Genomic DNA, 25919 nt, shown 5'->3' with positions numbered 1-25919 from the left:
CGATCGCCCTCGCGCCGCTCGCGCCGCTGATTGCGCAGGTCTTCGATGCGGACCCGCGACGGATCGAGCGGCTCGGCGCGGCCCGGCCCGGACTGAAACGATCCCGGACGGCCGGGCGCCTGCTGGAACTGCCCGCCGGGCCCGGGAGGCACCGGCTGCTGGGCGCGGGGCGCGGGAGCAGGGGCCGCAGGAGCCGGAGCAGGAGCCGGAGCTGGCGGCGGCGGAGCCGGTGCCCGGCTCGGAGCGGGCGGAGCCGGTTGAGGGGCCGGAGGCGCAGGCGGCGTGTTCGGCTGTTCCGGGCGCTGGCCGCGGGTGCGGTCGGGATTCTCCGTGTTGTCCGAACGGCCCGGACGCTGGCGTTCAGCCGGGGCGGCGTTGGGCGCCGGCTGTGGGGCCGGAGGTGCGACCTGCTGCGGAGCTGGCGCCGGCGCAGCCGGGCGGTTCTGGCCTGCAGGGGGCTGCGGACGAGGGCGCTCGGCCGGTGCCTGCTCACGCTCCTGGGGAGCTGGCCGCGGCGGCCTTGCCGGGGTCTCGGCGGGGGCAGGAGGTTTCGCGGCTGGAGCTGGGGGGCGCTCGGCCGGAGCAGCCGGCCTCTCGGCCGGAGGAGCAGGCCTCTCGGCGGGAGGCTGCGCCGGGCGGGGCGGGGCCGCTTCCGCAGGCGGGGCTGGCCGTTCGCCCGGCGGGCCGGGCTCGCGACGGGGCCGCTGAGCGCCCGGTTCCTCGCCTGGACGCTGTCCGCCCGGGGCCGCGCCACGGGGCGGCCGCTGGCCGCGCTCCTCGGAGGCGCCGGGGCCTCCCTGATCCTGTCCACCCTGCCGGCGCTCCTGGCCGGGGCCTCCACGACGCTCCCCGTCCGGTCTCTGGCGCCTCTGCCGTGCACCGGGTGGCAGCTCTTCATCGGTGTCGGGCCCGGCCTGGGCCAGGACGAGGGGCTTTACGGGTTCCGATGGGAGTGCCGAGACATGGACCGGCAGCAGCAGGAGGGGAAGGGCGGTACTCGCAAGAAACAGACGGGAAAGCTTCATGGTCCTCAATTCATCATTTGGCAGAGTGAAGTCATCGACAATGTCACGCTGCTGGTTTGGTTCCGAAAAAAGGCAGGATTCCGGTTCTGAAACAGAATTTTAGAAGTTCGCCGATATCGTTGAAAAACATGGATGAATGCCGCCTGAATGCTTACATCGGGAGTTCAGGAAGCACTCTCGCCGAAGGCAGCCGCGCGGATGCAATGGACTGATGAAGGCGTCGTTCTCGGCGTTCGCAAACATGGTGAGACGAGCGTCATCCTCGAGCTGATGACCCGTGGGCACGGCCGGCATCTCGGCCTCGTGCATGGCGGCCGCTCAAAGACCCTTCGGGCAGTCCTCCAGCCGGGCAACACCGTGCAGGCGACCTGGCGGGCCAGGCTCGACGACAATCTCGGGGCCTATCAGGTCGAGGGGCTGAACCTGCGCGCTGCAAGGCTCATGGATTCCTCCATGGCGCTCTATGGCCTCGCCACCTTGGCCCACCTGATGCGCTACTTTCCCGAGCGCGACCCGCATTTTGCCCTCTACGAGACCATGACCGTCCTGGTCGATCACCTGGACGATCCCGATCTCGCGCCGCCGCTCTTCGTTCGGTTCGAGCTCGCCATGCTGACCGAGCTCGGCTTTGGCCTGGACCTGACGTCCTGTGCGGCAACAGGTTCCGAGAGGGATCTGGTCTATGTCTCGCCCCGAAGCGGACGGGCGGTCAGCGCCGAGGCCGGCGAGCCCTACAAGGACAGGCTCCTGAAGCTGCCGGGCTTCCTGATCGGCCAATCCAGGTCCAACCGGCCAGACGAGGAGGAGATCCGGGCGGGATTTGCCCTCACGGATTTCTTCCTGCATCAGAACGTCTTCGAGCCACATGGGCGGAAGGCCCCCGAGGAGCGGGCGCGTTTCGTCGCACTGGCCACGGCTGGGGACGATTGAGGTTTGTTTCTGTTATGTTCTCTTTCGAAGTGATAAAGAAGCGATTCGCAATTGAGGATTTCGAGTAATGGGTAAGCCGGTCAATCCGCCGTCAGGGGGCGAGATCGAGAACATCAATCTCAAGGACGCTCTGGAGGAGCGCTATCTCGCCTATGCGCTCTCCACCATCATGCACCGGGCGCTGCCCGACGCGCGCGACGGCCTGAAGCCGGTCCACCGCCGCATCCTGCACGCCATGCGCCTCCTGCGCCTCGACCCCAAGTCGGCGCCCAAGAAATGCGCCCGTATCGTCGGCGACGTGATGGGTCAGTTCCACCCGCACGGCGACCAGTCGATCTACGACGCCCTGGTGCGCATGGCGCAGGATTTCGCCCAGCGTTACCCGCTGGCGGACGGGCAGGGGAATTTCGGCAATATCGACGGCGATAACGCCGCCGCCATGCGCTACACCGAGGCGCGCATGACGGAAGTGGCGCGCCTGCTGCTAGAGGGCATTGACGAGGACGCGGTCGATTTCCGCGAAACCTACGACCAGACCAACGAGGAGCCGGTGGTTCTCCCGGCGGCCTTCCCGAACCTGCTCGCCAACGGCTCGCAGGGCATCGCGGTCGGCATGGCGACGTCGATCCCGCCGCACAACGCCGCCGAACTCTGCGACGCGGCGCTTCATCTGATCTCGAAGCCGAACGCCACTTCCGAACAGCTGATGCAGTTCGTGCCGGGGCCGGACCTGCCGACCGGGGGCATCATCGTCGATACGCCGACCGCCATGGCCGAGACCTACCGGACGGGCCGCGGCTCGTTCCGGGTGCGCGCCCGCTGGGCCAAGGAGGATCTCGGCCGCGGCAACTGGCAGATCGTCGTCACCGAGATTCCTTATTCGGTGCCGAAGTCCCGCCTGATCGAGAAGATCGCCGAGCTGCTGCAGGAGAAGAAGCTGCCGCTGCTCGCCGATGTGCGCGATGAATCGGCCGAGGACATTCGCGTCGTTCTGGAGCCGCGCGCCAAGACGGTCGATCCGATCATCCTGATGGAGTCGCTCTTCAAGCTCACGGAGCTGGAGAGCCGCATCCCGATGAACGTGAACGTGCTCGCCGGCGGCAAGGTGCCGAAGGTGCTCGGGCTCGTGGAATGCCTGCGCGAATGGCTCGACCATCGCCGCGAGGTGCTGATCCGCCGCTCGGGCTTCCGGCTGGCGGCCATTGACCGGCGCTTGGAGATCCTCGGTGGCCTCCTCATCGTTTATCTCGACCTCGACCGGGTGATTAAAATCATCCGCGAGGAGGACGAGCCGAAGCAGGAGCTGATGCGCGTCTTCAAGCTCACCGAGGTCCAGGCGAACGCCATCCTCGACACGCGCCTGCGGAGCCTGCGCAAGCTCGAGGAGATGGAGCTCAAGCGCGAGCAGAAGAACCTGCAGGACGAGAAGGCGAAAATCGAGGAGCTGCTCGGCTCCGAGAAGGTGCAGTGGAAGACCATTTCCGCCGAGATCAAGGAGGTCCGCAAGACCTTCGGGCCGGATACTCCGCTCGGAAAGCGCCGCACTACCTTCGCCGAGGCGCCCGACACCTCCGACATCGACTTCGCGGAAGCGATGATCGAGCGCGAGCCGATCACCGTCATCGTGTCCGAGAAGGGCTGGATCCGCGCCATGAAGGGCCATCAGGCCGATCTCTCGGGCGTGCAGTTCAAGGGCGACGATGCGTTGAAGACCGCGTTCTTCGCCGAGACCACGTCCAAGATCGTCGTGGTGGCGGATAACGGGCGCTTCTTCACCCTTGACGCCTCGAAGCTCCCGGGCGGGCGCGGCTTCGGCGATCCGATCCGCCTCATGGTCGACCTGGAGGAGGGCGCCGACTTCATCGCGGCCTTCCCGTATCGGGCCGGTTCGAAGCTGCTCGTGGTCGCCACCGACGGACGCGGCTTCGTGGTGCCCACCGACGAGATCACGGCGAACACCCGCAAGGGCAAGCAGATCCTCAACCTCGACGCGCCGGCCAAGATGGTGGTCTGCGCCGAGGCCGAGGGCGATCACGTGGCGATCATCGGCGAGAACCGCAAGCTCCTCGTCTTCCCGATGAAGCAGGTGCCGGAGATGACCCGCGGCAAGGGCGTGCGCCTCCAGCGCTACAAGGACGGCGGCGTCTCCGACGCCAAGGTCTTCACCCTCAAGGAGGGCCTGACCTGGAAGGACACCTCCGGCCGCACCTGGACGGTTGCCAAGGAAGACCTCCGCGACTGGATGGGCGACCGCACCGAAGCTGGCCGCCTGCCGCCGAAGGGCTTCCCGAAGTCGAACAAGTTCGAGTAGGTTAGATCTCACTTAGCAACAGGTAGCTCATGTCAGCACGCCAACAATTGAGAAAATTCTGATGAATGATGGTGTGCTGGCAGCAATAAAATGGTATTTTGAATGCAAACAATACGCTCGGGCAAAGCTCCTCTGCTTCAAGCCCCCAGCCGATGTGTTCGAGCTGAGGTTTTTTCACACTCTGTATTTTGTCAATTTGCTCTCAGCAATTGAGTACGTTCAGGAATTTCTAGATAAGGATTTCAAGACGACGCTTAAGGCAAGGTTCGTTCTTCCCGGAAACCCCGATGGCAAAAACAATCTCCGCTATATTTCTGCGTTGCGTAACGCTTTGGTTCATAGGGGCGAGGATATAACCAAACGAGGATCAGTCGTTGATGGGCTCATTGTGGTTCACGCTCCGGAGATGATGCTTGATATAGAAAACAAGAAAGAAATAATGAGAAATTCTTTTGGCTATTATATCTTGGATATTATTGCTCTTTGCGAATCCCAAGTCGGGCCAACGATTCTAGAGTTTCTAAACAAGCATAATTTATTTGACTCGATCAATGATGACGCTAGTGAGAGATCAAATTATTTAGATCGTGTCGCAACCCCTGACATGCCTCATTTTGCCAAAAACCTAGCTAAAAGCGCATTTAAGTACAAATTCCACCTTGAAGCCTCACATCATCTGCACCTTTCTCTCAAAGAGATGCTGTCTGATACTCAAATATCTTGGCCTCGAACCAACGTATAAGCGTGTAGTCACCCACTCAACCCGCCGTGCCGCCCGTCGTCTCGGTCGGGTTGTCCATGTCCGGCGGGACCGGGCCGCGCTCTCCCGCGCCGCGTTCGAGGCGGGTTGCGATCTCGGCCACGTGGCGGCCTTGGAAGCGGGCGCCGCCGAGTTCGTTCTCGCTCGGCTGACGCGAGCCGTCGCCGCCGGCGAGTGTCGTCGCCCCGTAGGGCGTGCCACCCGAGACTTCGTCCATCTTGGTCTGTCCCGGATAGGAATAGGGCAGGCCGACAATGATCATGCCATGGTGGAGCAGCGTGGTGTGGAACGACGTGATGGTCGTCTCCTGCCCGCCGTGCTGCGTGGCCGTGGAGGCGAACACGCTCCCGACTTTGCCGACCAGGGCTCCCTTCACCCATAGGCTGCCGGTCTGGTCGAGGAAGTTGCGCATCTGCGCGGCCATGTTGCCGTAGCGGGTCGGCGTGCCGAAGATGATCGCGTCGTAGTCGCCCAGTTCATTCGGGTTCGCGACGGGCGCATCCTGGTCGAACTTCATGCCCGATTTGCGCGCGATCTCCTCCGGCACGAGTTCCGGCACGCGCTTGACGACGACCTCGGCCCCCGCGACCGAGCGGGCACCTTCCGCGATGGCCCGAGCCATCGTCTCGATATGACCATAGGACGAGTAATAGAGGACCAGGATCTTCGCCATGGAGCACCTTCGTTCGCGCGAGAGTTACGCAACGAACAAGGGACGGGGCGGGTTGTTCCTGAGGCGATGAAGGTGCGGGTCAATCCACCCGCGCCCAACCATGAGCGAGCAGGCGCTCCTGGGGCTTGAAGCGGGCTTTGTAGCCCATCTTCTTGGAGCCTTCGACCCAGTAGCCGAGATAGAGATAGGGCAGGCCCATCGCCTTCGCGCGGCGGATATGGTCGAGAATCATGAAGGTGCCGATGCTGCGATCCAGCATGTCCGGGTCATAGAACGAGTAGACCATCGAAAGCCCGTCGCTCATCTCGTCGGTCAGGCACACGGCGATCAGGTCGCCCGAACCTTTGCCCGTGATGCCGCTGTCGATCCCGCGCCGGCGATATTCGATCACCTTCGTATCAACATGGCTGTCCTCGACCATCATGGAATAGTCGAGCACCGTCATGTCGGCCATGCCGCCATCGGCGTGGCGTGTGTCCACGTACCGGCGGAAGAGCGAATACTGTTCCGAGGTGGGGCGGTTGGGCAGCGGGTTGCCGATCAGGTCGGCATTGTCCTTCAGGACGCGTCGCAGGTTGCCGGAGGGCTCGAACTCGTTCACGAGGACGCGCACGGACACGCAGGCTCGGCACGCGTCGCAGGCGGGCCGGTAGGCGATGGTCTGAGAGCGCCGGAAGCCGCCCTGCGTGAGGATCTCGTTCAACTCCCGGCCGCGCCGTCCCACGATGTGCGTGAAAACCTTTCGCTCCTCCTTGCCCGGCAGGTACGGGCATGCGGACGGGGAGGTGAGGTAGAATTGCGGGGCGTCGCGGGGCTGGCTCGTCAATCGGGAAAGCCTCGTGGAGAAACCTTGAGCGCTACGTCAACGCTCAAGGATAACATTGGTGTCCGGAACGTCCAGGAAAAGTGGGCGAATGTCACAGGGGTTTGTAGTCGAGCGGGGTACTACGCTGTCATTCCGGGGCCGCGCAGCGGAACCCGGAACCCATAGCCGCTGAGGATGCGAGAAGGGGAACGACGCTGCCTGCTCATCCCTGATGGGTGGCGGCTATGGGTTCCGGGTTCGGCTCTGAGGAGCCGCCCCGGAATGACGGGAGGTGACGACTGTCGTGCCGGACCCGCAAGTCCAAACCCTAAGCCCTCACCACCATCATGCCCGTGAGCAGGTCGCGGATGAAGCGGCGGTCGTCGCGGACGAAGCCGACGAGCACGTCGCAGGCCCAGAGCAGGAAGGTCGAGATGGCCACGTAGAAGAAGAGCGCGTGCACGGCCGCGGCGAGGGGCGAGGGGCCTCGTCCCGTGTTCGGGTCGATGACGCGCAGGCCCATGTAGCGCATGCCCACTGTCGCCTGGGAGGCGCCGCCGATGGTGACCGCGTTGTAGACGATGAAGATCAGGGCCGTGAGCGGCAGGGCGAAGAACAGGCCCCAGCCGAGGCCGAGCGTGATGATGCCGAGGAAGAAGATCCCGATGGAGACCAGGACGACCCAGAGGGCGATCACGACCAGATCGATCATGTAAGCCCAGAAGCGCCGGGAGATGACGCCCTCCGTCAACCGGGTGTCCGGCCCGTAGGACGGGTAGTTCAGGGTCGGCGGATAGGGCTGATTGACCATCGGTCACTCCTCAGAAGGCGGTCTCGGGCAGGCTGCGGGATACGATCCGCTGCGGCGCGAGGCCCTCCGCTGCCAGGGCCTCGAACACCTCTAATGTATGTGCTCGATCCCGCGTTTCGATAGTGATGTCGATGGAAACGCCTTTTGCCGGCACGTCGAGGAACAGGCGGCCGTGCGAGACCTCGAGGATATTGGCTCCGAGGTTGCCGAGAAGGCTCGCCACCCGCCCGAGCAGGCCCGGCCTGTCGTTGGAGGTGATGCGGAACGACGTGATCCGGTCGTCCCGCTCGAGCTCGCGCACCATGACTGAGGCGAGGATGCGGGCGTCGATGTTGCCGCCGCAGAGCACCAGGCCGACCCGTTTGCCCTGGAAGCGCTCGGGCTGGGCCAGCATGGCCGCGAGCCCCGCCGCGCCGGCGCCTTCCGCCATGGTCCTCTGCAGGGTGGCATACGCATTGACCGCGCGCTCGATCAGGGGCTCCTCCACGGCGATGATGTCGGACACGAGATCACGGACGATAGGCAGGGGAAGCTGGCCCACGGTCTTGACCGCGATGCCTTCCGCGAGCGTCGCGCCGCCGATGGGGCGGTTCTCACCGAGGATGGCATTGCGGAAGGACGGGTAGAGGGCCGCTTCCACGCCGACGATCTCGATGGACGGCTTCAGGGCCTTCGCCGCGACGGCGATGCCGGAGATCAGCCCGCCGCCGCCGATAGGCACGACGATCTGGTCGAGATCGGGCGCGTCGGCCAGCATTTCGAGCGCGATGGTGCCTTGTCCGGCCATCACCTTCGGGTCGTCGTAGGGATGGACGAGGACGAGCCCCTCGGCCTCGGCGATCTCGCGGGCCCGGGCGGCGGATTCGTAGAGGGTCTCGCCCTCCAGGATGACCCGCGCGCCGTAGGAGCGGGTGTTCTCCGCCTTCACCATCGGGGTTCCGACAGGCATCACGATGGTTGCCGGGATACCGAGTCGTCGCGCGTGATAGGCGACTGCCTGGGCGTGGTTTCCGGCCGACATGGCGATGACGCCGCGCTGGCGTTCGGCCGCCGTGAGGCTCTCCAGCTTGGTGGTGGCGCCGCGTTCCTTGAAGGAGCCGGTCGGCTGCATGTTCTCGTGCTTGACGCACACGGTCGCGCCGGTGAGTTGCGACAGGCGCGGGGACGGCACGAGGGGCGTCCGCAGGACCTGCCCCTGGATCGTCTCCGCCGCGCGCTTCACATCCTCGATGGTAATGGCGTAATCGGCCACAGCGTCCTCCAAAACATCATTATACGCCATTAAACGGTTCTCGGTGTCGGATCCCTGAAGCCCAGCAGGCCGCCGGGCCGGAAGATCAGAAACACCACGAGGGTCACGTAAAGCGCCATGTCGCGTATCTCGATGGGGAGATACGCCGACCACAGCGTTTCGAACAGCCCCACGGCGAAACCTCCTAACATTGCTCCGGGGATGGAGCCAATGCCTCCGATCACGGCGGCGATCAGCGCCTTGAGGCCGTACTGGAAGCCTCCGGCGAATCCCAGGCCGCCGTATTGCGCCACGATCAGCATGCCGGAGAGCCCGGCCATGGCGCCGGCCAGGGCGAGGGTCTGGACCAGGAGGCGCATTCCGTCGACGCCCATGAGCGCCGCCGCCTTCGCGTCGTCCGCATAGGCTCGCCAGGCCCGCCCGAAGCCCGTCGCCTGGACGAGCCACAGGAGGCCGAGTGCCGCCGCGAGACCGATTCCCGCCGTGATGACGGTGATCGGCGTCAGGCTGACGAGGAAATCCTCCGCCCGGGCGAGGGACCAGGCCTCGGACCAGATCGGCGGCAGCCAGACCGTCACGGGGCTCTGCACGAGGCGCAGGTACTCCATCAGGAAGAGGCCCATGCCGACCGTCGCGATCAGGCTCGGCTGCGAACTCGGCCCGGCGATGCGCCCGATGGTGAAATAGCCGCCGGCCGCGCTGTGAATCGCTCCCGCGAACAGGGAAGCCGCCAAGCCGACCGCGAGGCCGAGGACGGGCGAACTCGTGCCGGAGATGAGCAGGATCGAGGCTCCCGCGATGGTGGCCGCCGAGCCGACCGCCGCGAGTTCCCCGAAGGCCAGGTTGATCCGCCCGGTCAGGCCGAAGACCAGCGCATAGGCGACCGACAACAGGGCATAGATCGCCGTTCGGGGCAGGCTCACCAGGATCTGCTGGAGCCAGTAGGCGAGCCCTTTGGGAATCTCGAGCGCATCGGCGGATGGCCGGCTTCCCGGATCGCCGGCCATCCCTTCCGGCGTTTCGAGATAATAGCGCTTGAGCAGGTAGAGGCTGGCGCCGGAGAGCGGGCCCTCCTCGGTGGCGAGGCCCTCCAGTTCGGCCTTGTTGGGAGAAAGCCCCTCGGCCATGAACTGGCAGATCGCGAAGCGCTGGAGGATCGGCCGGTCCGGGTACTCCGCCAGATATTCGACCCTCAGGCTCCGCGGTACTGGACCGGCCTGGATGCGCTCGACGGTGATCCTGGCATTCGGGTTGAGAGCGGGAAGGGCGGAGCGGCAGACCCGCGCCTGGCCCGCGTCGATCGTGAGCCCGCAGGCGGCGAGGAAGCCGAGCCCACACAGGAGCGCGGCGAAGCGTGGGAGCTTTCGAGAGAGGCTTGGGAGGGCCGACGCCGGTTTCCTCCCTGTCTCTTGCGGGGTGACGAAGCGGGAGAGCCGGGTGCAACCCTCCGTCATGGCCGGGCTTGTCCTGGCCATCCCGATGCTGTGAAGCGGGGCGCTTTCCGAATCGGGATCACCGGCACAAGGCCGGTGATGACATCGTGAGCGGCAACGCCAGGAATGGTCAGCCCCGGTTCTTCAGCTTCTGCGCGACCTGAGGGGCGAAATAGGTGAGGATGCCGTCCGCGCCGGCGCGCTTGAAGGCCAGGAGGCTTTCCATCATCGCCCGCTCCCCGTCGATCCAGCCGTTCCCGGCCGCGGCCTGGATCATGGCATACTCGCCGGAGACTTGGTAGGCGAAGGTCGGGACCGCGAAGGTCTCCTTCACCCGGCGGACGATGTCGAGATAGGGCATGCCGGGCTTGACCATGATCATGTCGGCGCCCTCCTCCAGGTCGAGGGCGACCTCGCGCAGGGCTTCGTCGGAATTGGCCGGGTCCATCTGGTAGGTGCGCTTGTCGCCGACCAGGGTGGCGCTGGTGCCGATGGCGTCGCGGAACGGGCCGTAGAAGGCGGACGCGTATTTAGCCGCGTAGGCCATGATCTGCACGTCCAGGAACCCGGCCGCGTCGAGGCCTTCGCGAATGGCGGCCACGCGCCCGTCCATCATGTCCGACGGGGCGATGATGTCGGCGCCGGCTTCCGCCTGAAGCACGGCCTGGCGCACCAGCAGGGCGACCGTCTCGTCGTTGAGGATGCGCTCGCCGTCCATCACGCCGTCATGACCGTGACTGGTATAGGGATCGAGGGCCACGTCGCAGACGATGCCGATATTCGGCACGGCCTTCTTGATCTCGCGCGCCGCGCGGCAGACCAGGTTGCGGTGGTTGAGGGACTCGGATCCGGTCGGGTCGCGCAGAGCCGGATCGGTATAGGGGAAAAGAGCGATGGCCGGGATGTCGAGCGAGGCGGCCCGCTCGGCCTCGCGCACGGCCTCGGCGATGGTCAGGCGATCGACGCCCGGCATCGAAGCCACCGGCGTCCGGCCGCTGGCGCCCTCCACGACGAAGATCGGCCAGATCAGGTCGTTGGCCGTCAGCACATTCTCCTGCACCAGCCGCCGCGACCACTCGGCCTTGCGGTTGCGTCGCAGGCGGTGAGAGAGGTTCAGGGATGCGGCGGGAGTTTCATCCGAGGAGCGGCGGGGGAGCGGCGACAGTTTCGACATGATCCTCACACGGCGCCGGCTTCGATGCGCCGGCGAAGGACTCGAGGGTTAGCACATTTAAATTGCTCTAAAAAAGGGTCCGAGGTCGCAGTTCGGCCCGATCCGTGTGAAATTGCCCTCAACCCAGCCATGCAGCCGGGACAGGGGGCGCGCTATGCCTCGGACGTGATCCTCGGCACGAGGCCGGAGAGGACGTCGAGGGTGCCCTTACGGCAACGACATCGTGTCCATTGACGGGCGGGCGGGGCCTTGTTCTAAGCCGAACCGAAGCGAAGGAGTGTTCCATGGACGAGAGCGTTGAAGTTCTCTGCGAGAAGCAGGGCGAGGCGGGCCTCATCACGCTCAACCGTCCGAAGGCGCTCAACGCCCTGACGCTCGGCATGGTCCGCGAGATGCGCCGGGCGCTCGATTCCTGGGAGCATGATCCCACGGTGACGCGGATCGTCGTCCAGGGCGCGGGCGAGAAGGCGTTCTGCGCCGGGGGCGACATCCGCCAGCTCACGGAAGACCTGAAGGCCGGACGGCGCGAGGAGGCGCTCGCCTTCTGGCGCGAGGAGTATCAGCTCAATATCGCGATCAAGCGCTATCCAAAGCCGTATATCGCCCTCATCGACGGAATCGTCATGGGCGGTGGCGTCGGTGTGTCCCTGCACGGCACCCACCGGGTCGCGGGTGACCGCTATCTCTTCGCGATGCCGGAGGTCGGTATCGGCTTCTTCCCCGATGTCGGCGCGACCTATGCGCTGCCGCGCCTGCCGGGGCGGACCGGCACGTATCTCGCGCTCACCGGCGAACGGGTGAAGCGGGCCGACGCCATGATGCTCGGGCTCGCAAGCCATGCGGTGCCGAGTGGGAACATCCCGGGTCTCCGGGACGCGCTGATCGGCGGCGATGCCGTCGAGGCGGCCCTGGCCCGCGTCGCGACCGATCCGGGCGCCGGGCCCCTGGAGGACCAGCGGGACCTCATCGATTCCTGCTTCTCGGCCGGGAGCGTGATCGACGTCCTGGCGCGTCTCGACGCTGCGGCCGAGAAGGGCTCCGAGTTCGCCGCGAAGACCGCCGCGGGCATGGGGACGAAGTCGCCGACGAGCCTGTGCCTTGCCTTCGAGCAGGTGCGCCGGGGGGCGACGATGGACTTCGAGGAGGCTATGAAGACCGAGTTCCGCATTGTCTCCCGCATCGGCGACGGCCACGACTTCTACGAGGGCGTGAGGGCGGTGCTGATCGATAAGGACAACAACCCCGGCTGGCGGCCCGCCTCCCTTGAGGGGGTGGAGAAAGCCGCCATCGAACGCCACTTCGCCCATCTGGGCGACCGGGAACTGGAGGTCGCCTGATGTTCCGCAACAGCCAACAGAGCGCATCCGCCCAGGCGGCCCGGGAATACCTCTCCGACCGGATCGAGGAGCGGCCCGTCGCCACCTCCATCATGCGCTGGAGCTTCGTTCTCACCTGGTTCATGCGGGTCCTGGCGATCCTGTGGATCATGAAAGGCCTGAGCGCCTGGGCGGTGATCCTCGGAATCTGGACCCCGGTCGGGCATTTCGAGAGCCGCTCGATGGGCTACCAGGCCACAATCATCTATTTCGCGCTGATTGACCTGATCGCGGCGGTCGGCCTCTGGATGGCCAGCACCTGGGGCGGGATCATGTGGCTGCTCGCCATCATGAGCCACCTGATTCTGGCGGCGTTCTTCCCGGGCATCGTGTCCGGCGGAGTGATGACTGTGGCGTTCTTCCTGACCCTGATCGCCGTCTATCTCGGCATCTCCTGGCTGGCCGCGCAGGAGAATCGCTGAAGCGTCCAGGAGCCCCGCTCCTCACGGAGAAGTGTATCCTCAAGAGCACAGTTCAAAGTTACATGGGTGCAGAAGGCGGTTCGAAAGCCCGGGGAGCGGCGGGGCGGCCGGTTTGCCATAAAACGGCCCCGATGTTCCTGGTTTTCGATACCGTTCTTTAATCCTATCCCGGCACTTATGCTGGGAACGCAGGCAGATGCGGGCTCGTCCGCCATCGCCATTGTCGACCACTCCTAACCGGGAAGAGCTTGCGCTCATGTTCTCTCGCCGTACCCTCCTGACCGGATCGCTCGCCCTGATCTTCACGCCCGCGACCGCTGCACTGGCCCAGAGCCAGGCCGAGTGGTCGCAGAACTACGAGGCGGTGTCCCGTACCCGCGTCCAGCGCACCTCGACCCCCATGATGTCGCAGGAATCGCTGGCCGCGACCGAGCAGATGATCGAGTATTACCGCAACATCGCGGCCCGCGGCGGCTGGATGCCCGTTCAGGGCGTCCAGGGCCTGCGCGTCGGCTCCAAGAGCCCGGCGGTCGTGGCCCTGCGCCAGCGCCTCATCATCACGGGCGACCTCGACCAGGCGGCCGGCGAATCGCCAATCTACGATTCCTACGTCGAGGCCGGTGTGCGCCGCTTCCAGGCCCGCCACGGCATCAGTTCCACCGGCACCATGACGGCCCCGACCGTGGCCGCCATGAACGTGCCCGTTGACGTGCGCATCCGCCAGCTCGAGATCAACGTGTCCCGCCTGCGTACCCTCGTGGCCGGCGGCCTGCCCAACCGCTACGTGGTGGCCAACATCCCGGCCGCCCTGGTCGAGACGGTGGAGGGCGGCGTCGTCCACACCCGCCATGCCGCCGGCGTCGGCAAGAGCGACCGTCAGTCGCCGCTCCTGAACACCAAGGTGGTGGAGGTCAACTTCAACCCGTTCTGGACCGTGCCCGCTTCGATCATCAAGAAGGACCTGATCCCGAAGATGCAGAAGGAGCCGAACTACCTGACGGACAACAAGATTCGTATCTTCAACGGCAACACCGAGATCGCGCCCTCGCAGGTGAACTGGTTCTCCGACGAGGCGACCCGCTATCGCTTCCGCCAGGATCCGGGCGGCGAACTCAACTCCATGGGCTTCGTGCGCATCAACATCCCGAACAAGGATGGCGTCTACATGCACGATACCCCGTCCAAGGGCATCTTCGGCGACGATTTCCGCTTCGTGTCCTCGGGCTGCATCCGCGTGCAGAACGTGCGCGACTACATCGAGTGGCTCCTGAAGGACACGCCCGGCTGGAGCCGCGAGCAGATCGACGCTGTCTTCAAGTCGGGCGACCGCATCGACGCCCGCCTGGCGCAGCCGGTTCCGATCCACTGGATCTACATGACCGCCTGGGCGACCCCGGACGGCCTCGTGCAGTTCCGCGACGACATCTACAACAAGGACGGCCTCGGCAGCGCGATCCCCGTCGCCAGCCGCACCCCGACCGAGCCGGACGAAGAGATGTTCCTGCAGAACTGACGTTACGGGACAGCTTTCGATTTCCACGTCATCACCGGCCTCGCGCCGGTGATTTCGTTTTTGGGCGCTGGTTTCCTGGTGGATGCTGGGACGCCTGCCTGGATGGTCCTCGCCATGACATCGGGGGCGCGAGCATCCCCGGCTGCCCGTTGCATTTCCGCGGCCGCACAGACATCTCTCCAGAACAGGTTGGCTCCCCTGTGGCAGCCATGATAAAGGCCTGGGCGATTTCGGATCGAGCGGCCGGTTCTAGCCGGGCTCACAGGAAGGCGAGGGTATCCCATGAGCGCGAGTGAAGCGGCACACAGCCATCTCTCCAACAGCTTTTTCTCGGCGAGCCTTGCCGACAGCGACCCTGAGATCGCTCGCGCCATCGGGCTCGAACTCGGCCGCCAGCGCGATGAGATCGAGCTGATCGCCTCCGAAAACATCGTCTCCCGCGCCGTCCTGGAAGCCCAGGGCTCGGTGATGACCAACAAGTACGCGGAAGGCTATCCGGGCCGCCGCTATTACGGCGGCTGCCAGTTCGTCGACATGGCCGAGGAACTCGCCATCGAGCGCGCCAAGCGCCTGTTCGACTGCAAGTTCGCGAATGTTCAGGCCAATTCCGGCTCCCAGGCCAACCAGGCCGTGTTCATGGCCCTGATGAAGCCGGGCGACACCTTCATGGGCCTCGATCTCGCCTGCGGTGGCCACCTGACCCACGGTTCCCCGGTCAACATGTCCGGCAAGTGGTTCAACGTGGTGAGCTACAAGGTGCGCGAGAGCGACCAGATCATCGACATGGACGAGGTGGCTGAACTCGCCCGCACCCATAAGCCGAAGGTGATCGTCGCCGGCGGCTCGGCCTATTCCCGCTTCTGGGACTTCGCCCGCTTCCGCGAGATCGCCGACGAGGTCGGGGCGTTCTTCATGGTCGACATCGCCCATTTCGCCGGGCTCGTTGCCGGCGGGGCCCATCCGTCTCCGTTCCCGCACGCCCATGTGGTCACCACCACGACCCACAAGACCCTGCGCGGCCCGCGCGGCGGCATGATCCTCACCAATGACGAGGACATCGCCAAGAAGGTCAATTCCGCGATCTTCCCCGGCCTCCAGGGCGGTCCGCTCATGCACGTCATCGCAGCGAAGGCCGTCGCCTTCGGCGAGGCCCTGCGCCCCGAGTTCAAGCTTTATGCCCGCTCGGTGGTCGAGAACGCCAAGGTCCTGGCCGACACCATGCTGGCCAATGGTTATGCCATCGTGGCGGGCGGAACGGACAACCACCTGATGCTGGTGGATCTGCGCCCGAAGAAGCTCACCGGCAAGGCGGCGGAAGCGGCCCTCGGCCGCGCCCACATCACCTGCAACAAGAACGGCGTGCCCTTCGATCCGGAAAAGCCGATGGTCACCTCGGGCATCCGCCTCGGCACCCCGGCCGCCACCTCGCGCGGCTTCGGCGTGGCCGAGTTCAAGCGGGTGGGCGAGCTGATCGTCGAAACCCTCGACGGACTTTCGAAGCACGGTGACGAGGCCAATGCGTCCGTCGAGGAATCGGTGAAGCACCGCGTCCACGAGCTGACCCGCCGCTTCCCGATCTACGCCTGAGGTTTAGGCTGATCCATGCGTTGCCCCTATTGCGGGAGCCTGGACACCCAGGTGAAGGATTCCCGCCCGACGGACGATTCCTCGTCAATCCGCCGTCGCCGCATCTGCCCGGATTGCGGCGGCCGCTTCACGACTTTCGAGCGCGTGCAACTGCGTGAGCTGACGGTCCTGAAGCGCTCGGGCCGGCGGGTGCCGTTCGACCGCGACAAGCTTCAGCAATCGGTGGAGGTCGCGCTCCGCAAGCGACCAGTCGATCCCGAGCGTGTGGAGCGCATGATCAACGGCATCGTGCGCCAGCTCGAGAGCATGAGCGACGGCGAGGTGCCGAGTGAGACCGTCGGCGAACTCGTCATGGAAGGGCTCAAGGGCCTCGATGACGTCGCCTATGTGCGGTTCGCTTCCGTGTACAAGAACTTCCGTGAAGCCAAGGACTTCGAGGAGATTCTTGGCAAGCTGGCTGAAGGCGAGGACGAGCTTCCGCCGCCGCCCAAGAAGAAGCGCGCGCCGAGCGAGCCATGAGCGAGCCGGGAGGAACTGGGCAGCACTCTGATCGGGATGAGCGCTTCATGCGCCTGGCCATCGCCCTCGGCGAGCGCCATCTCGGCCTGACTTGGCCCAACCCGTCCGTGGGCGCCGTCATCGTGGACGAGAGCGGCGACGCTCCGGTCATCATCGCTCAGGGTACTACCCAGCCGGGTGGCCGTCCCCATGCGGAGCGCGTGGCTTTGGCCGCCGCGGGTGAGCGTGCGCGGGGCGCCGCTCTCTACGTGTCGCTCGAACCCTGCGCCACCCGCAGCAGCCAGGATCATGGTCCCTCCTGCACGGACTTGATCGTGGCCGCCGGAATCGGCCGCTTGGTGGTCAGCGTCGCCGATCCGAGCCCGCATGCGGCCGGTCAGGGACCGGAGCGCTTCGCCCGTGCAGGCATTCCGATGAGCGTCGGTTGCCTCGCCGAGGAAGGCGCACGGCTTCATCGTGGGCATGTCACCCGCGTGACGAAGATGCGGCCTGCCATCGCCGTGAAGCTCGCCCGGAGCACGGAAGGCTTTGCGGGATCGCGCCAGGGGCCGCGCCTGATGCTCACGGGCGAGATCGCCAACGGCAAGGTCCATCTGATGCGGGCCCATGCGGATGCCATCATGGTCGGGGTCGGAACGGTCCTCGCGGACGATCCGCTGCTCAATGTGCGCCTTCCGGGACTGGAGGACCGTTCGCCGGTCCGCATCGTCGTCGATTCTCATCTGAGAACGCCGGTCACGTCGCGTCTGGTCATGGGAGCGCGGGAGATCCCGACCTGGATCCTGACGACGGTCGGGGCGCCGACGGACGCCGAGCGGGCGCTGACCGCACTCGGCGTCGAGGTCATGCGGGTGTCCGCGGATGTGTCCGGCCATGTGGATCTGGAGGAGGCCATGCGGCTCCTCGGCACGCGCGGGCTCACCCAGGTCTTCTGCGAGGGCGGTCCCGGGCTGGCGGATGCGCTGGCCGCGGCCGACCTCGTCGACGAGCTGGTCCTGATCACCGGCCGTTCGGCCAGGGGGCAGGGCGATGTGCCCGCTCTCGGCCTCGGGCTGCAGGACCGGATGGATTTTCTCGATTTGCGGGCCGAGGAACAGATCGGCCCCGATCTTTTCATGTTCTGGGAGAGACCCTGATGTTCACGGGTATCGTCACCGATGTCGGTGAGGTCGCAACCGCTGAGGGGGCTCAGGGGACCCTGAAGCGCCTGCGCATTCATTCATCCTTCGACCCCGCCACCATTGCGCTCGGCGCCTCCATCGCCTGCGGCGGGCCGTGCCTGACGGTCGTCGCGGTCGGCCCGCGCGAGGGCGGCTGCTGGTTCGACGTGGATGCGGCGGCCGAGACCCTGGACCGCACCACTGTGGGCGAGTGGCAGGCCGGTACCAAAATCAACCTAGAACGGTCCCTGAAGATCGGCGACGAGCTCGGCGGCCATATCGTGACCGGGCACGTGGACGGAATCGCCACCATCGTGGCCAAGGAGGCGATCACCGCCGGCGACGATCCCTGGGGGCCGACCGCCCGCTTCACCATCAAGGCGCCGCATGCGCTCGCGCCGTTCATCGCCGAGAAGGGCTCAGTCTGTCTCGATGGGACCTCGCTGACGGTGAATTCCGTCAACGACGACATGTTCTCCGTCCTCATCATCCCGCACACGCTCGCGGTCACCACCTGGGGCGACCGGCAGGTCGGCGACAAGCTCAACCTCGAAGTCGATCTCATGGCCCGCTATGCCGCGCGGCTTGCGGATGCGCGCCGGGCGGAGTAGGGACGTTTAACTTTCCTCGACATAGCCCTCACCCTGAGGAGGCCGGCAGGCCGTCTCGGCGGACGAGGGCGTATCCAGTGCTCTCTGGACCCTCCTTCGAGGGGGAGCCTTCGTCTGCTCCTCAGAATGAGGGCTGAGATTCTATTGGAATTCTGAACGGATTTCTCATGGTCGCGCCTTCCGATAAGCCGAAAAGTCCCCGTCCGCCGGTTCCCGGCACCCGCATCCTGGTCGTGGAGGCCCGCTTCTACGACGATATCGCCGACGAGCTGCTGCGCGGCGCCAGGGGCGCCGTCGAAGAGGCGCAGGCCAGCATGGACGTCCTGACCCTGGACGGCGCGCTCGAGATTCCGGCCACCATCGCGATCGCGCTCGACGCGGCCGAGAAGGCGGGGCGCCCCTATGACGCCGTCGTGGCCCTGGGCTGCGTCATTCGCGGTGAGACCGGACATTACGACATCGTCGCCGGCGAGAGCGCCCGTGCCCTGATGGACCTGTCCGTCGCCCGCAAGATCCCCCTGGCCAACGGCATCCTCACCGTCGAGAATGATCAGCAGGCCTGGACCCGCGCGAGCGTGAACGAATTGAATAAGGGCGGGGGAGCGGTGGAAGCGGCTCTGGCCGTGCTGCGCATCAAACAGAAACTGGAGGCCTGATCATGACGAAGCCAGCAGAGCGCTCGGCCGCTCGCCTCGCTGCCGTCCAGGCCCTGTACCAAATGGACGTGTCGGGCAAGACCGTGCTCGACGCGCTCGCCGAGTTCGAGACCTTCTGGATCGGCCGCGAGGTCGAGGGAATCGAGTTCCAGCCTTCCGACAACACCTTCTTCCGCGACATTCTCTCGGGCGTGGTCAAGAACCAGCGCGAGATCGACGTGAAGATCGACAGCGCGCTCGCCACCGACTGGCCGCTGAAGCGCATCGAGGCCGTGCTGCGCGCCATCCTGCGCGCGGGCGGCTATGAGCTCATGTTCCGCAAGGACGTGCCGGCCCGCGTCGTGATCACTGAATATGTGGACGTGACCCACGGCTTCTACGGCGACGATGAGCCCGGCCTCGTGAACGCCGTCCTGGACAAGCTCGCTCGCGAAGTCCGTCCGGGCGAACTCGAGAAGAAGGCGACCGGGCAGGGCAAGCGGTAAGCATCATGCGGGCGAGGGCGGTTGGCCGATGAGTTCGAGAGAACGCCCCGGCGAGGATAGCCTCATCGCCCGCTTCTTCGCCCCCATCGCCGGCGCGGGAGGCCTCGGCCTCGCGGATGACGCGGCCTGCCTCACCCCCAAGCCGGGCCACGACCTCGTCCTCACGGTCGATGCCCTGGTCGAGCGCGTTCACTTCCTGCCGGAGGATGCTGCCGGTTCCATCGCCCGCAAGGCCCTCGGCGTGAACGTCTCGGATCTCGCGGCCAAGGGGGCCGAACCGACCGGGTTCCTGCTCAGCCTCGCCCTGCCGGAGAACTGGACCGAGGACTGGCTCGCCGCGTTCGCCGCGGGTCTCGGGGAGGCGTCGCGGGATTTCGCCTGTCCGCTCCTCGGCGGTGACACGGTGAAGACCAGCGGCCCCCTGACCCTGTCGGTCACGGCCGTCGGCGAGGTGCCATCAGGCCGCATGGTCCGGCGCACGACCGCCCATGTGGGTGACCTGATCTGCGTCTCCGGCACCATCGGCGACGCGGCCCTGGGCCTGAAGCTCCGCTCCACCCCGGCCTGGGCCGCAAATCTATCCCCGGACGAACAGGCGCATCTCGCCGATCGCTATCTCCACCCCCACCCCCGCCATGCCCTGGCTGCCGCCCTCCGCGACCATGCCGGCGCCGCCATGGACGTCTCGGACGGCCTGGCGGGCGACCTCGCCAAGATGATGCGGGTCAGCGGAGCAAGCGCCTTCATCGAGGTTGATCGGGTGCCGCTTTCGACAGCGGCCGAAAAGGCGATCCAGGCTTCGCCGGATCTGCTCGATCTCGCCCTGACCGGCGGGGACGATTACGAAATTCTCTGCACTGTGCCGGAAATGAATCTCGACAGTTTCCGGAAAGAGGCCGATAGGGTCGGGATTGCCCTCTCCGTGATCGGCCGAGTCGTCTCAGGACATGACCTGCCCGTCTTTCGGATGAATGGTCTCGAAAGACGCTACGATGTCGGCTCCTACCAGCATTTCTGATACCTCCTTCCACACGTCTGCCAGCGATGCCGTCGCCAAGCGCAACGCCGTCGTGCTTGCCGTCGCCATGGCGCTCGGCGGCTCGAGCCCGGCCATCGTCGTGTCCCTCGGCGGCCTCGTCGGACAGGCGCTCGCCTCGAACAAGGAGCTGGCGACGCTCCCCATCAGCCTGCTGAATCTGGGCCTCGCCCTCGGGACCGTCCCGGCCGCCATGCTGATGCGCAAGGCCGGGCGGCGCCTGGGCTACATGGTCGGTGCAGGCATCGGCCTCGCCGGCGGCTGCTTGGCTGCCTTCGGCATCGCGGCGTTCAGTTTCCCTCTGTTCTGCCTCGGAACCCTGATCATCGGGAGCTACGGTTCCTTCAACCAGAGCTACCGCTTCGCCGCGACCGATGCCGCCTCTGAATCCTTCAAGCCCAAGGCGATTTCCTGGGTCATGACCGGAGGTCTCGTGGCCGGTGTGATCGGACCGCAAACCGTGATCTGGACCAGGGATGCGGTCGAGGCCGCCCCCTTCGCGGGGGCCTTCCTGGGGCAGGCAACCCTGGCGATGCTCTCGATGATCGCCGTATCGTACCTGCGCCCCGCTCCCGTCGGCCTCACGGCTGCGAAAACGGGCGGGAGGCCGCTTCTCGAGATCATACGCCAGCCCCGTTTCATCGTGGCCGCCGTGAGCGGTCTCGTCTCCTATAGTCTCATGACCTTCATGATGACGGCGGCGCCGCTCGCGATGATCGGCTGCGGCCACCCGATCGGCGCGGCGGCACTCGGCATCCAATGGCATATCCTGGCGATGTTCGGGCCGAGCTTCTTCACCGGCCGGCTGATCACCCGGTTCGGCAAGGGACCGGTGACGGCCGCAGGCCTTGTGCTGATCGCGCTTGCCGCGATCATTGGCCTCTCCGGCCTCGGAATCGCGCATTTCTGGACGGCTCTGATTCTGCTCGGACTCGGCTGGAATCTGGGCTTCATCGGGGCGACGGCCCTCGTGACCGACTGCTACCGGCTTGAGGAGCGGGCCAAGGTCCAGGCCGCCAACGACTTCCTCATCTTCGGCTCGGTCGCCATCGCGTCCTTCTCGTCGGGCAAGCTCCTGAGCGCAGGCGGCTGGGAAAGCGTGAACTGGCTGGTCTTCCCCCCGGTCGTCGTCGCGCTACTTCTTCTAGCTTGGCAGCAGAAGACGAAGCTGATCGCACCCGCTTAAAGTATTAAGGCCTTCCTGTGGGTTGCGCCGGTAGGATTGTTGCGTACTGCCTAGTTTTTTGCCACCAAATATAAAGTTCGCTGGGGGTAGGGGCCAATCGAGGCCGACAAACGGGCCTTGAGGAGCGGCTTACTGCTTTCCCATAACAAGGATGGCATGATGGCACTCACCCTAATTATCGTGGGCGGCGTTCTCTCGATTGTCTATGGCTTCTGGGCCATTGGCGATGTGATGAAGCGGGACGCCGGTTCTCAGCGCATGCAGGAAATCGCTGGTGCGATCGCCGAGGGGGCGAAGGCCTATCTCCGCAGGCAATACGCCACGATCGCCATCGTGGGCGTCGTCCTGTTCGCCGTGATCGCCTATTTCCTCGGCATTCGGGTCGCTATCGGCTTCGCTATCGGCGCCATTCTCTCCGGAGCTGCGGGCTTCATCGGCATGAACGTGTCGGTCCGGGCCAATGTCCGCACGGCCCAGGCCGCCACCCAGTCCCTCGGCGGCGGCCTGGACGTCGCCTTCAAGGCGGGCGCCGTCACCGGCATGCTGGTTGCGGGTCTCGCCCTTCTCGGCGTCGCGCTCTACTACGGCTACCTCACCAGGGTTTCCGGCCTTAACCCCTCCGACCGCGTGGTCATCGACAGCCTTGTGGCCCTCGGCTTCGGAGCCTCGCTGATCTCGATCTTCGCCCGTCTCGGCGGCGGAATCTTCACCAAGGGCGCCGACGTGGGCGGCGACCTCGTGGGCAAGGTCGAAGCGGGTATTCCTGAGGACGATCCGCGCAATCCGGCCACCATCGCCGACAATGTGGGCGATAATGTCGGCGACTGCGCAGGCATGGCGGCGGACCTGTTCGAGACCTACGCGGTGACCGTGGTCGCCACCATGGTGCTCGCGGCGATCTTCTTCGCCGGCCAGGCGACTCTCGACACCATGCTGATGTACCCGCTCGCCATCGGAGCGGCCTGTATCGTGACATCGATCATCGGCACCTTCTTCGTTAAACTCGGGCAGAACGAGTCCATCATGGGCGCGCTCTACAAGGGCCTCATCGCGACCGGTGTCCTGTCGGCCGCAGCGATTGCCCTGGTCACCTGGCAGATGCTTGGTTTCGGGCCGGTTGCCGGCGCCGAGTTCACCGGTCAGGCCCTGTTCTGGTGCGCCGTCATCGGTCTGGGCGTGACGGCGCTGATCGTGGTCATCACCGAGTACTACACCGGTGTGGGCTTCCGGCCCGTAAGGTCCATCGCGCAATCCTCCGTCACCGGTCACGGGACGAACGTGATCCAGGGTCTCGCGGTCTCCCTGGAAGCCACGGCGCTGCCGACCATCGTCATCATCGCGGGCATCATCGTGGCCTTCAAGCTTGCCGGCCTGTTCGGCATCGCGATCGCCGTGACGGCCATGCTGGCCCTCGCCGGCATGATCGTGGCCCTTGATGCGTTCGGTCCGGTGACCGACAATGCTGGCGGCATCGCCGAAATGGCCGGCCTGCCGAAGGAAGTCCGCAAGTCGACGGATGCCCTCGACGCGGTCGGGAACACAACTAAGGCGGTGACGAAGGGCTATGCCATTGGTTCCGCGGGCCTAGGTGCCCTGGTGCTGTTCGCCGCCTATACCTCGGACCTGAACTACTTCACTCAGAACGCCGCTCAGTATCCCTACTTCCAGGGCGTCGCGCCGAACTTCTCCCTGACCAATCCGTATGTGGTGGTCGGCTTGCTGTTCGGTGGCCTCATCCCGTTCCTGTTTAGCGGCATCGCCATGACGGCGGTCGGCCGGGCGGCGGGAGCCGTGGTGGAGGAGGTGCGCCGTCAGTTCCGGGAGAGGCCGGGCATCATGGCTGGGACCGACCGTCCCGATTACGGGCGCGCGGTCGACATGCTGACCCGTGCGGCGATCAAGGAAATGATCGTGCCGTCGCTGCTGCCGGTGCTGGCGCCTATCGTGACCTACTTCGTGGTCTACTGGGTGGCGGGCAAGTCCGAGGCTTTCTCCGCCGTGGGTGCGATGCTGCTCGGCGTGATCGTGACGGGGCTTTTCGTCGCCATCTCCATGACGTCCGGCGGCGGCGCCTGGGACAACGCCAAGAAGTCCTTCGAAGACGGGTTCACCGATGCCTCCGGCACGACGCATCACAAGGGCTCGGAAGCCCACAAGGCCTCCGTCACGGGCGACACCGTCGGCGACCCCTACAAGGATACGGCAGGCCCCGCCGTGAACCCGGCGATCAAGATCACCAACATCATCGCCCTGCTGCTTCTTGCGATCCTTGCGCATTCGTAACGATTTCAGGCTCCAATGATCCTCAGACCCGCGGCGAGAGCCGCGGGTTTTCTTTTTTGCTTACACCCAACGAAAATGGCCGGGACGAAGCCCGGCCATACGGAATTCTTTGACTGACAGCGGATCAGCTGAACGGGTTGAAGCTGGTCATGCCCTTGAAGATCTGGCCCAGGAAGCTTGCCTCTTCGCCGCCGGCCGGGGTGGTGCGGCTGATGAAGTCGAAGACCCTGCCGTCCTGGAGGCCGTAAAGAGCGACGCGCTCGACCCTCAGGCCCTTGTCGAAATAGACGGCGGTGACCTGCTGGTCCACGACCTGCTCGCCCATGAACTGAAGAGTCCTGCGGGACTTCTGGCTGATATAATACCAGTTGCGATTGCCGACGGTGGACACGGTGGAGGGCGTACCGAGGGTCTGGAGGACCTGATCGGCGCTCATGCCCTTCTTCACTTGAGCAAGCGCACGCTCATCCACGACATAGCCGCGTTGGAATTCCTCCCCCACGCCGTTGCAGGCAGCTAGGGAAGAGGCGAGAACGGTAGCAGTAGCCAAGCGCACCAAAAGGGTATGATATCGACGCATCGTACGGTTCTTCCAGAAATGCGGCGCGGATAAGCTTGCGCCTACGGATGGTGATGGCGTAACCCGAGGCTAGGAATTTGACAAGCTTGGAAGGGCAGAGCCGTGATCTTCAGTCTCTTCCGCAAAGACCCCCGGCGAACCGCCATTGCGTCGCTCTATAAGAGAATCGCGACGGCCTCGCGTGCTCCCGGGCTCTATGCGGCACTTGGCATCCCGGACACCTTGGAAGGGCGCTTCGAAGCCCTGTCGCTGCATATGGTGCTGGCCCTGCGCACTCTCCGCCAGCTCGCGCACCCGGCAGACGAAGTGGCCAAGGATCTGACGGACGCCTTCTTCCGGGACATGGACGCCTCCCTGAGGGAAATGGGCGTCGGCGACACCGTCGTGCCAAAAAGGATGAAGAAGGTGGCGGAATCCTTCTACGGGCGGGCCCATGCCTATGATGCCCCCCTGAACGGCGACGACGAGGCAGGTCTGGCGCTCGCTCTCGGTCGCAACGTCTATGGCAGCGAGGCACCGGCCGCCGCCCTGGCGCGTTATGCTTTTGCAGCCGATCGGGGACTCAAGGCGGTCAATCTGGACACGCTTTTGGAGACGGGGCCCGTTTTTCCTGAACCTGAGACCTTTGCTTAAGGAGGCCACCTGATGACACCTGAAACCGTGGGACCCTTGTCGCGGCTGATCGACGTCATGAAGATTCCGCCTCGCGGGCAGGAGGTTCATGTCGAAGCAACGCCTGAGGAATGCGCCGCGCTGGCGCAGGATTTCGGCCTGCGGGGGATCCAGGCTCTCTCGGGCGACTACCAGCTCAAGGCCTCGGCCAAGGGCATTCATGTGACGGGTGTCGTCAAGGCCTCGATCACGCAGGTCTGCGTGACGACCCTCGATCCCTTCGATTCCAGGCTCGAAGAAGAGGTTGAAGTGGATTTCGCAGAGCCCTCCGGCATGCCGGCCGAGTCGCCCACCGATATTAACGAATATGAACCGCCGGATGAGATCGTGAACGGGCAGATCGATCTCGGTGCACTCACGGCCGAGTTCCTGGCGCTCGGCTTAGATCCCTATCCGCGCAAGCCTGGTGTTGATTTCAGCTATCAGGACCCCGGGGATGCAAAGGATTCCCCTTTCGCAGCCTTGAACAGGCTCAAGGGGGGCGAATAGGGGCTGGCGGCATTGGTCCTCAACACATATCTGCACGTTACGTAAGGTGGCCGCAGCCCCGAGAATTCAGTTGCGGAGCACCTGCAAACCGCTATTTTCCGCCCCCTGTTGAATGACTTAAAAGAAAGAACAATCGTTCATGCCGAAGCCGGTGCGTATTTCGCTTGATG

At 65.2% G+C, this 25919-nt stretch carries 24 protein-coding genes and 1 pseudogene; 17 read left to right on the top strand and 8 right to left on the bottom strand.

Annotation, left to right across the window (positions count from 1 at the left end):
- Positions 1–1025: pseudogene (locus OC446_RS23640) on the bottom strand (hypothetical protein); the annotation flags it as partial.
- Positions 1026–1223: 198 nt separating this feature from the next.
- Here OC446_RS23640 and recO point away from each other — a divergent pair.
- The 3 genes from recO (at position 1224) to OC446_RS23625 (ending at position 5008) form a co-directional block, all read left to right on the top strand.
- Positions 1224–1955 (top strand): DNA repair protein RecO, encoded by a 732-nt coding sequence (gene recO / locus OC446_RS23635; RefSeq protein ID WP_262031467.1) that lies wholly within the window; start codon positions 1224–1226, stop codon positions 1953–1955.
- A gap of 67 nt (positions 1956–2022) precedes the next feature.
- Positions 2023–4266: a DNA topoisomerase IV subunit A gene (gene parC / locus OC446_RS23630; protein ID WP_262031466.1), complete on the top strand. Its 2244-nt coding sequence runs from the start codon at positions 2023–2025 to the stop codon at positions 4264–4266.
- Positions 4267–4327: 61 nt separating this feature from the next.
- Positions 4328–5008, top strand: coding sequence for a hypothetical protein (locus OC446_RS23625; RefSeq protein WP_262031465.1), 681 nt, complete (start codon positions 4328–4330; stop codon positions 5006–5008).
- A 16-nt stretch (positions 5009–5024) separates the two neighbouring features.
- Here the strand turns inward: OC446_RS23625 and wrbA are convergent, their stop codons facing one another.
- The 6 genes from wrbA to hemB form a co-directional block, all read right to left on the bottom strand.
- Complete coding sequence (gene wrbA / locus OC446_RS23620; RefSeq protein WP_262031464.1) at positions 5025–5699, bottom strand: NAD(P)H:quinone oxidoreductase; 675 nt, start codon at positions 5697–5699, stop codon at positions 5025–5027.
- A 79-nt stretch (positions 5700–5778) separates the two neighbouring features.
- The gene (locus OC446_RS23615) at positions 5779–6525 is read right to left on the bottom strand and encodes an arginyltransferase (protein WP_262031463.1); all 747 of its coding nucleotides are present in this window, start codon (positions 6523–6525) and stop codon (positions 5779–5781) included.
- Positions 6526–6832: 307 nt separating this feature from the next.
- Positions 6833–7315: an RDD family protein gene (locus tag OC446_RS23610; protein ID WP_262031462.1), complete on the bottom strand. Its 483-nt coding sequence runs from the start codon at positions 7313–7315 to the stop codon at positions 6833–6835.
- 10 nt (positions 7316–7325) lie between these two features.
- The gene (locus tag OC446_RS23605; RefSeq protein WP_262031461.1) at positions 7326–8597 is read right to left on the bottom strand and encodes a threonine ammonia-lyase; all 1272 of its coding nucleotides are present in this window, start codon (positions 8595–8597) and stop codon (positions 7326–7328) included.
- A complete protein-coding gene (locus tag OC446_RS23600; protein WP_262031460.1) occupies positions 8597–10021 on the bottom strand; it encodes a branched-chain amino acid ABC transporter permease in 1425 nt (474 codons plus the stop codon). Before OC446_RS23600 ends, OC446_RS23605 begins: the two co-directional genes overlap by 1 nt.
- A 109-nt stretch (positions 10022–10130) precedes the next feature.
- Positions 10131–11174: a porphobilinogen synthase gene (gene hemB, locus OC446_RS23595; RefSeq protein ID WP_262031459.1), complete on the bottom strand. Its 1044-nt coding sequence runs from the start codon at positions 11172–11174 to the stop codon at positions 10131–10133.
- A 284-nt stretch (positions 11175–11458) separates the two neighbouring features.
- Here hemB and OC446_RS23590 point away from each other — a divergent pair, with 284 nt between their 5' ends.
- The 12 genes from OC446_RS23590 (at position 11459) to OC446_RS23535 (ending at position 24008) form a co-directional block, all read left to right on the top strand.
- Positions 11459–12511, top strand: a complete 1053-nt coding sequence (locus OC446_RS23590; RefSeq protein WP_262031458.1) for an enoyl-CoA hydratase/isomerase family protein — start codon at positions 11459–11461, stop codon at positions 12509–12511.
- Positions 12511–12972, top strand: coding sequence for a DUF6163 family protein (locus OC446_RS23585; RefSeq protein WP_262031457.1), 462 nt, complete (start codon positions 12511–12513; stop codon positions 12970–12972). The genes OC446_RS23590 and OC446_RS23585 overlap by 1 nt, the downstream gene beginning before the upstream one ends.
- 256 nt (positions 12973–13228) lie before the next feature.
- Entirely contained in the window at positions 13229–14485 is a 1257-nt protein-coding gene (locus OC446_RS23580) for a murein L,D-transpeptidase (RefSeq protein WP_262031456.1), read from the top strand.
- A gap of 282 nt (positions 14486–14767) precedes the next feature.
- The gene (glyA, locus tag OC446_RS23575; protein WP_262031455.1) at positions 14768–16072 is read left to right on the top strand and encodes a serine hydroxymethyltransferase; all 1305 of its coding nucleotides are present in this window, start codon (positions 14768–14770) and stop codon (positions 16070–16072) included.
- Between the two features lie 15 nt (positions 16073–16087).
- Positions 16088–16591: a transcriptional regulator NrdR gene (gene nrdR / locus OC446_RS23570; protein ID WP_262031454.1), complete on the top strand. Its 504-nt coding sequence runs from the start codon at positions 16088–16090 to the stop codon at positions 16589–16591.
- Positions 16588–17727, top strand: a complete 1140-nt coding sequence (gene ribD / locus OC446_RS23565; RefSeq protein WP_262031453.1) for a bifunctional diaminohydroxyphosphoribosylaminopyrimidine deaminase/5-amino-6-(5-phosphoribosylamino)uracil reductase RibD — start codon at positions 16588–16590, stop codon at positions 17725–17727. Before nrdR ends, ribD begins: the two co-directional genes overlap by 4 nt.
- Positions 17727–18362, top strand: a complete 636-nt coding sequence (locus OC446_RS23560) for a riboflavin synthase (RefSeq protein ID WP_262031452.1) — start codon at positions 17727–17729, stop codon at positions 18360–18362. Before ribD ends, OC446_RS23560 begins: the two co-directional genes overlap by 1 nt.
- Positions 18363–18529: 167 nt before the next feature.
- A complete protein-coding gene (ribH, locus tag OC446_RS23555; RefSeq protein ID WP_262031451.1) occupies positions 18530–19018 on the top strand; it encodes a 6,7-dimethyl-8-ribityllumazine synthase in 489 nt (162 codons plus the stop codon).
- 2 nt (positions 19019–19020) lie between these two features.
- A complete protein-coding gene (gene nusB, locus OC446_RS23550) occupies positions 19021–19503 on the top strand; it encodes a transcription antitermination factor NusB (protein ID WP_262031450.1) in 483 nt (160 codons plus the stop codon).
- A 28-nt stretch (positions 19504–19531) separates the two neighbouring features.
- On the top strand, positions 19532–20521 hold the full coding sequence (gene thiL, locus OC446_RS23545) for a thiamine-phosphate kinase (protein ID WP_262031449.1): 990 nt from the start codon (positions 19532–19534) through the stop codon (positions 20519–20521).
- Positions 20496–21725 carry an MFS transporter gene (locus OC446_RS23540; protein WP_262031448.1) on the top strand — a complete coding sequence of 410 codons (1230 nt, stop codon included), beginning with the start codon at positions 20496–20498 and terminating at the stop codon, positions 21723–21725. The genes thiL and OC446_RS23540 overlap by 26 nt, the downstream gene beginning before the upstream one ends.
- A 156-nt stretch (positions 21726–21881) precedes the next feature.
- Complete coding sequence (locus OC446_RS23535) at positions 21882–24008, top strand: sodium-translocating pyrophosphatase (RefSeq protein ID WP_262031447.1); 2127 nt, start codon at positions 21882–21884, stop codon at positions 24006–24008.
- 124 nt (positions 24009–24132) lie between these two features.
- Here the strand turns inward: OC446_RS23535 and OC446_RS23530 are convergent, their stop codons facing one another.
- Entirely contained in the window at positions 24133–24588 is a 456-nt protein-coding gene (locus tag OC446_RS23530; protein WP_262031446.1) for an outer membrane protein assembly factor BamE, read from the bottom strand.
- A gap of 102 nt (positions 24589–24690) precedes the next feature.
- Between OC446_RS23530 and OC446_RS23525 the strand changes: the two genes are divergently transcribed.
- On the top strand, positions 24691–25221 hold the full coding sequence (locus OC446_RS23525) for a ubiquinol-cytochrome C chaperone family protein (protein ID WP_262031445.1): 531 nt from the start codon (positions 24691–24693) through the stop codon (positions 25219–25221).
- 12 nt (positions 25222–25233) lie between these two features.
- Positions 25234–25749, top strand: coding sequence for a YceD family protein (locus tag OC446_RS23520; protein ID WP_262031444.1), 516 nt, complete (start codon positions 25234–25236; stop codon positions 25747–25749).
- Positions 25750–25919: the final 170 nt, after the last annotated feature.

This window comes from Microvirga sp. Mcv34, assembly GCF_024519725.1.
GTDB lineage: Bacteria > Pseudomonadota > Alphaproteobacteria > Rhizobiales > Beijerinckiaceae > Microvirga.
Note: the sequence above shows the minus strand (reverse complement) of the source record. Positions and strands in the feature narration are given on the sequence as shown.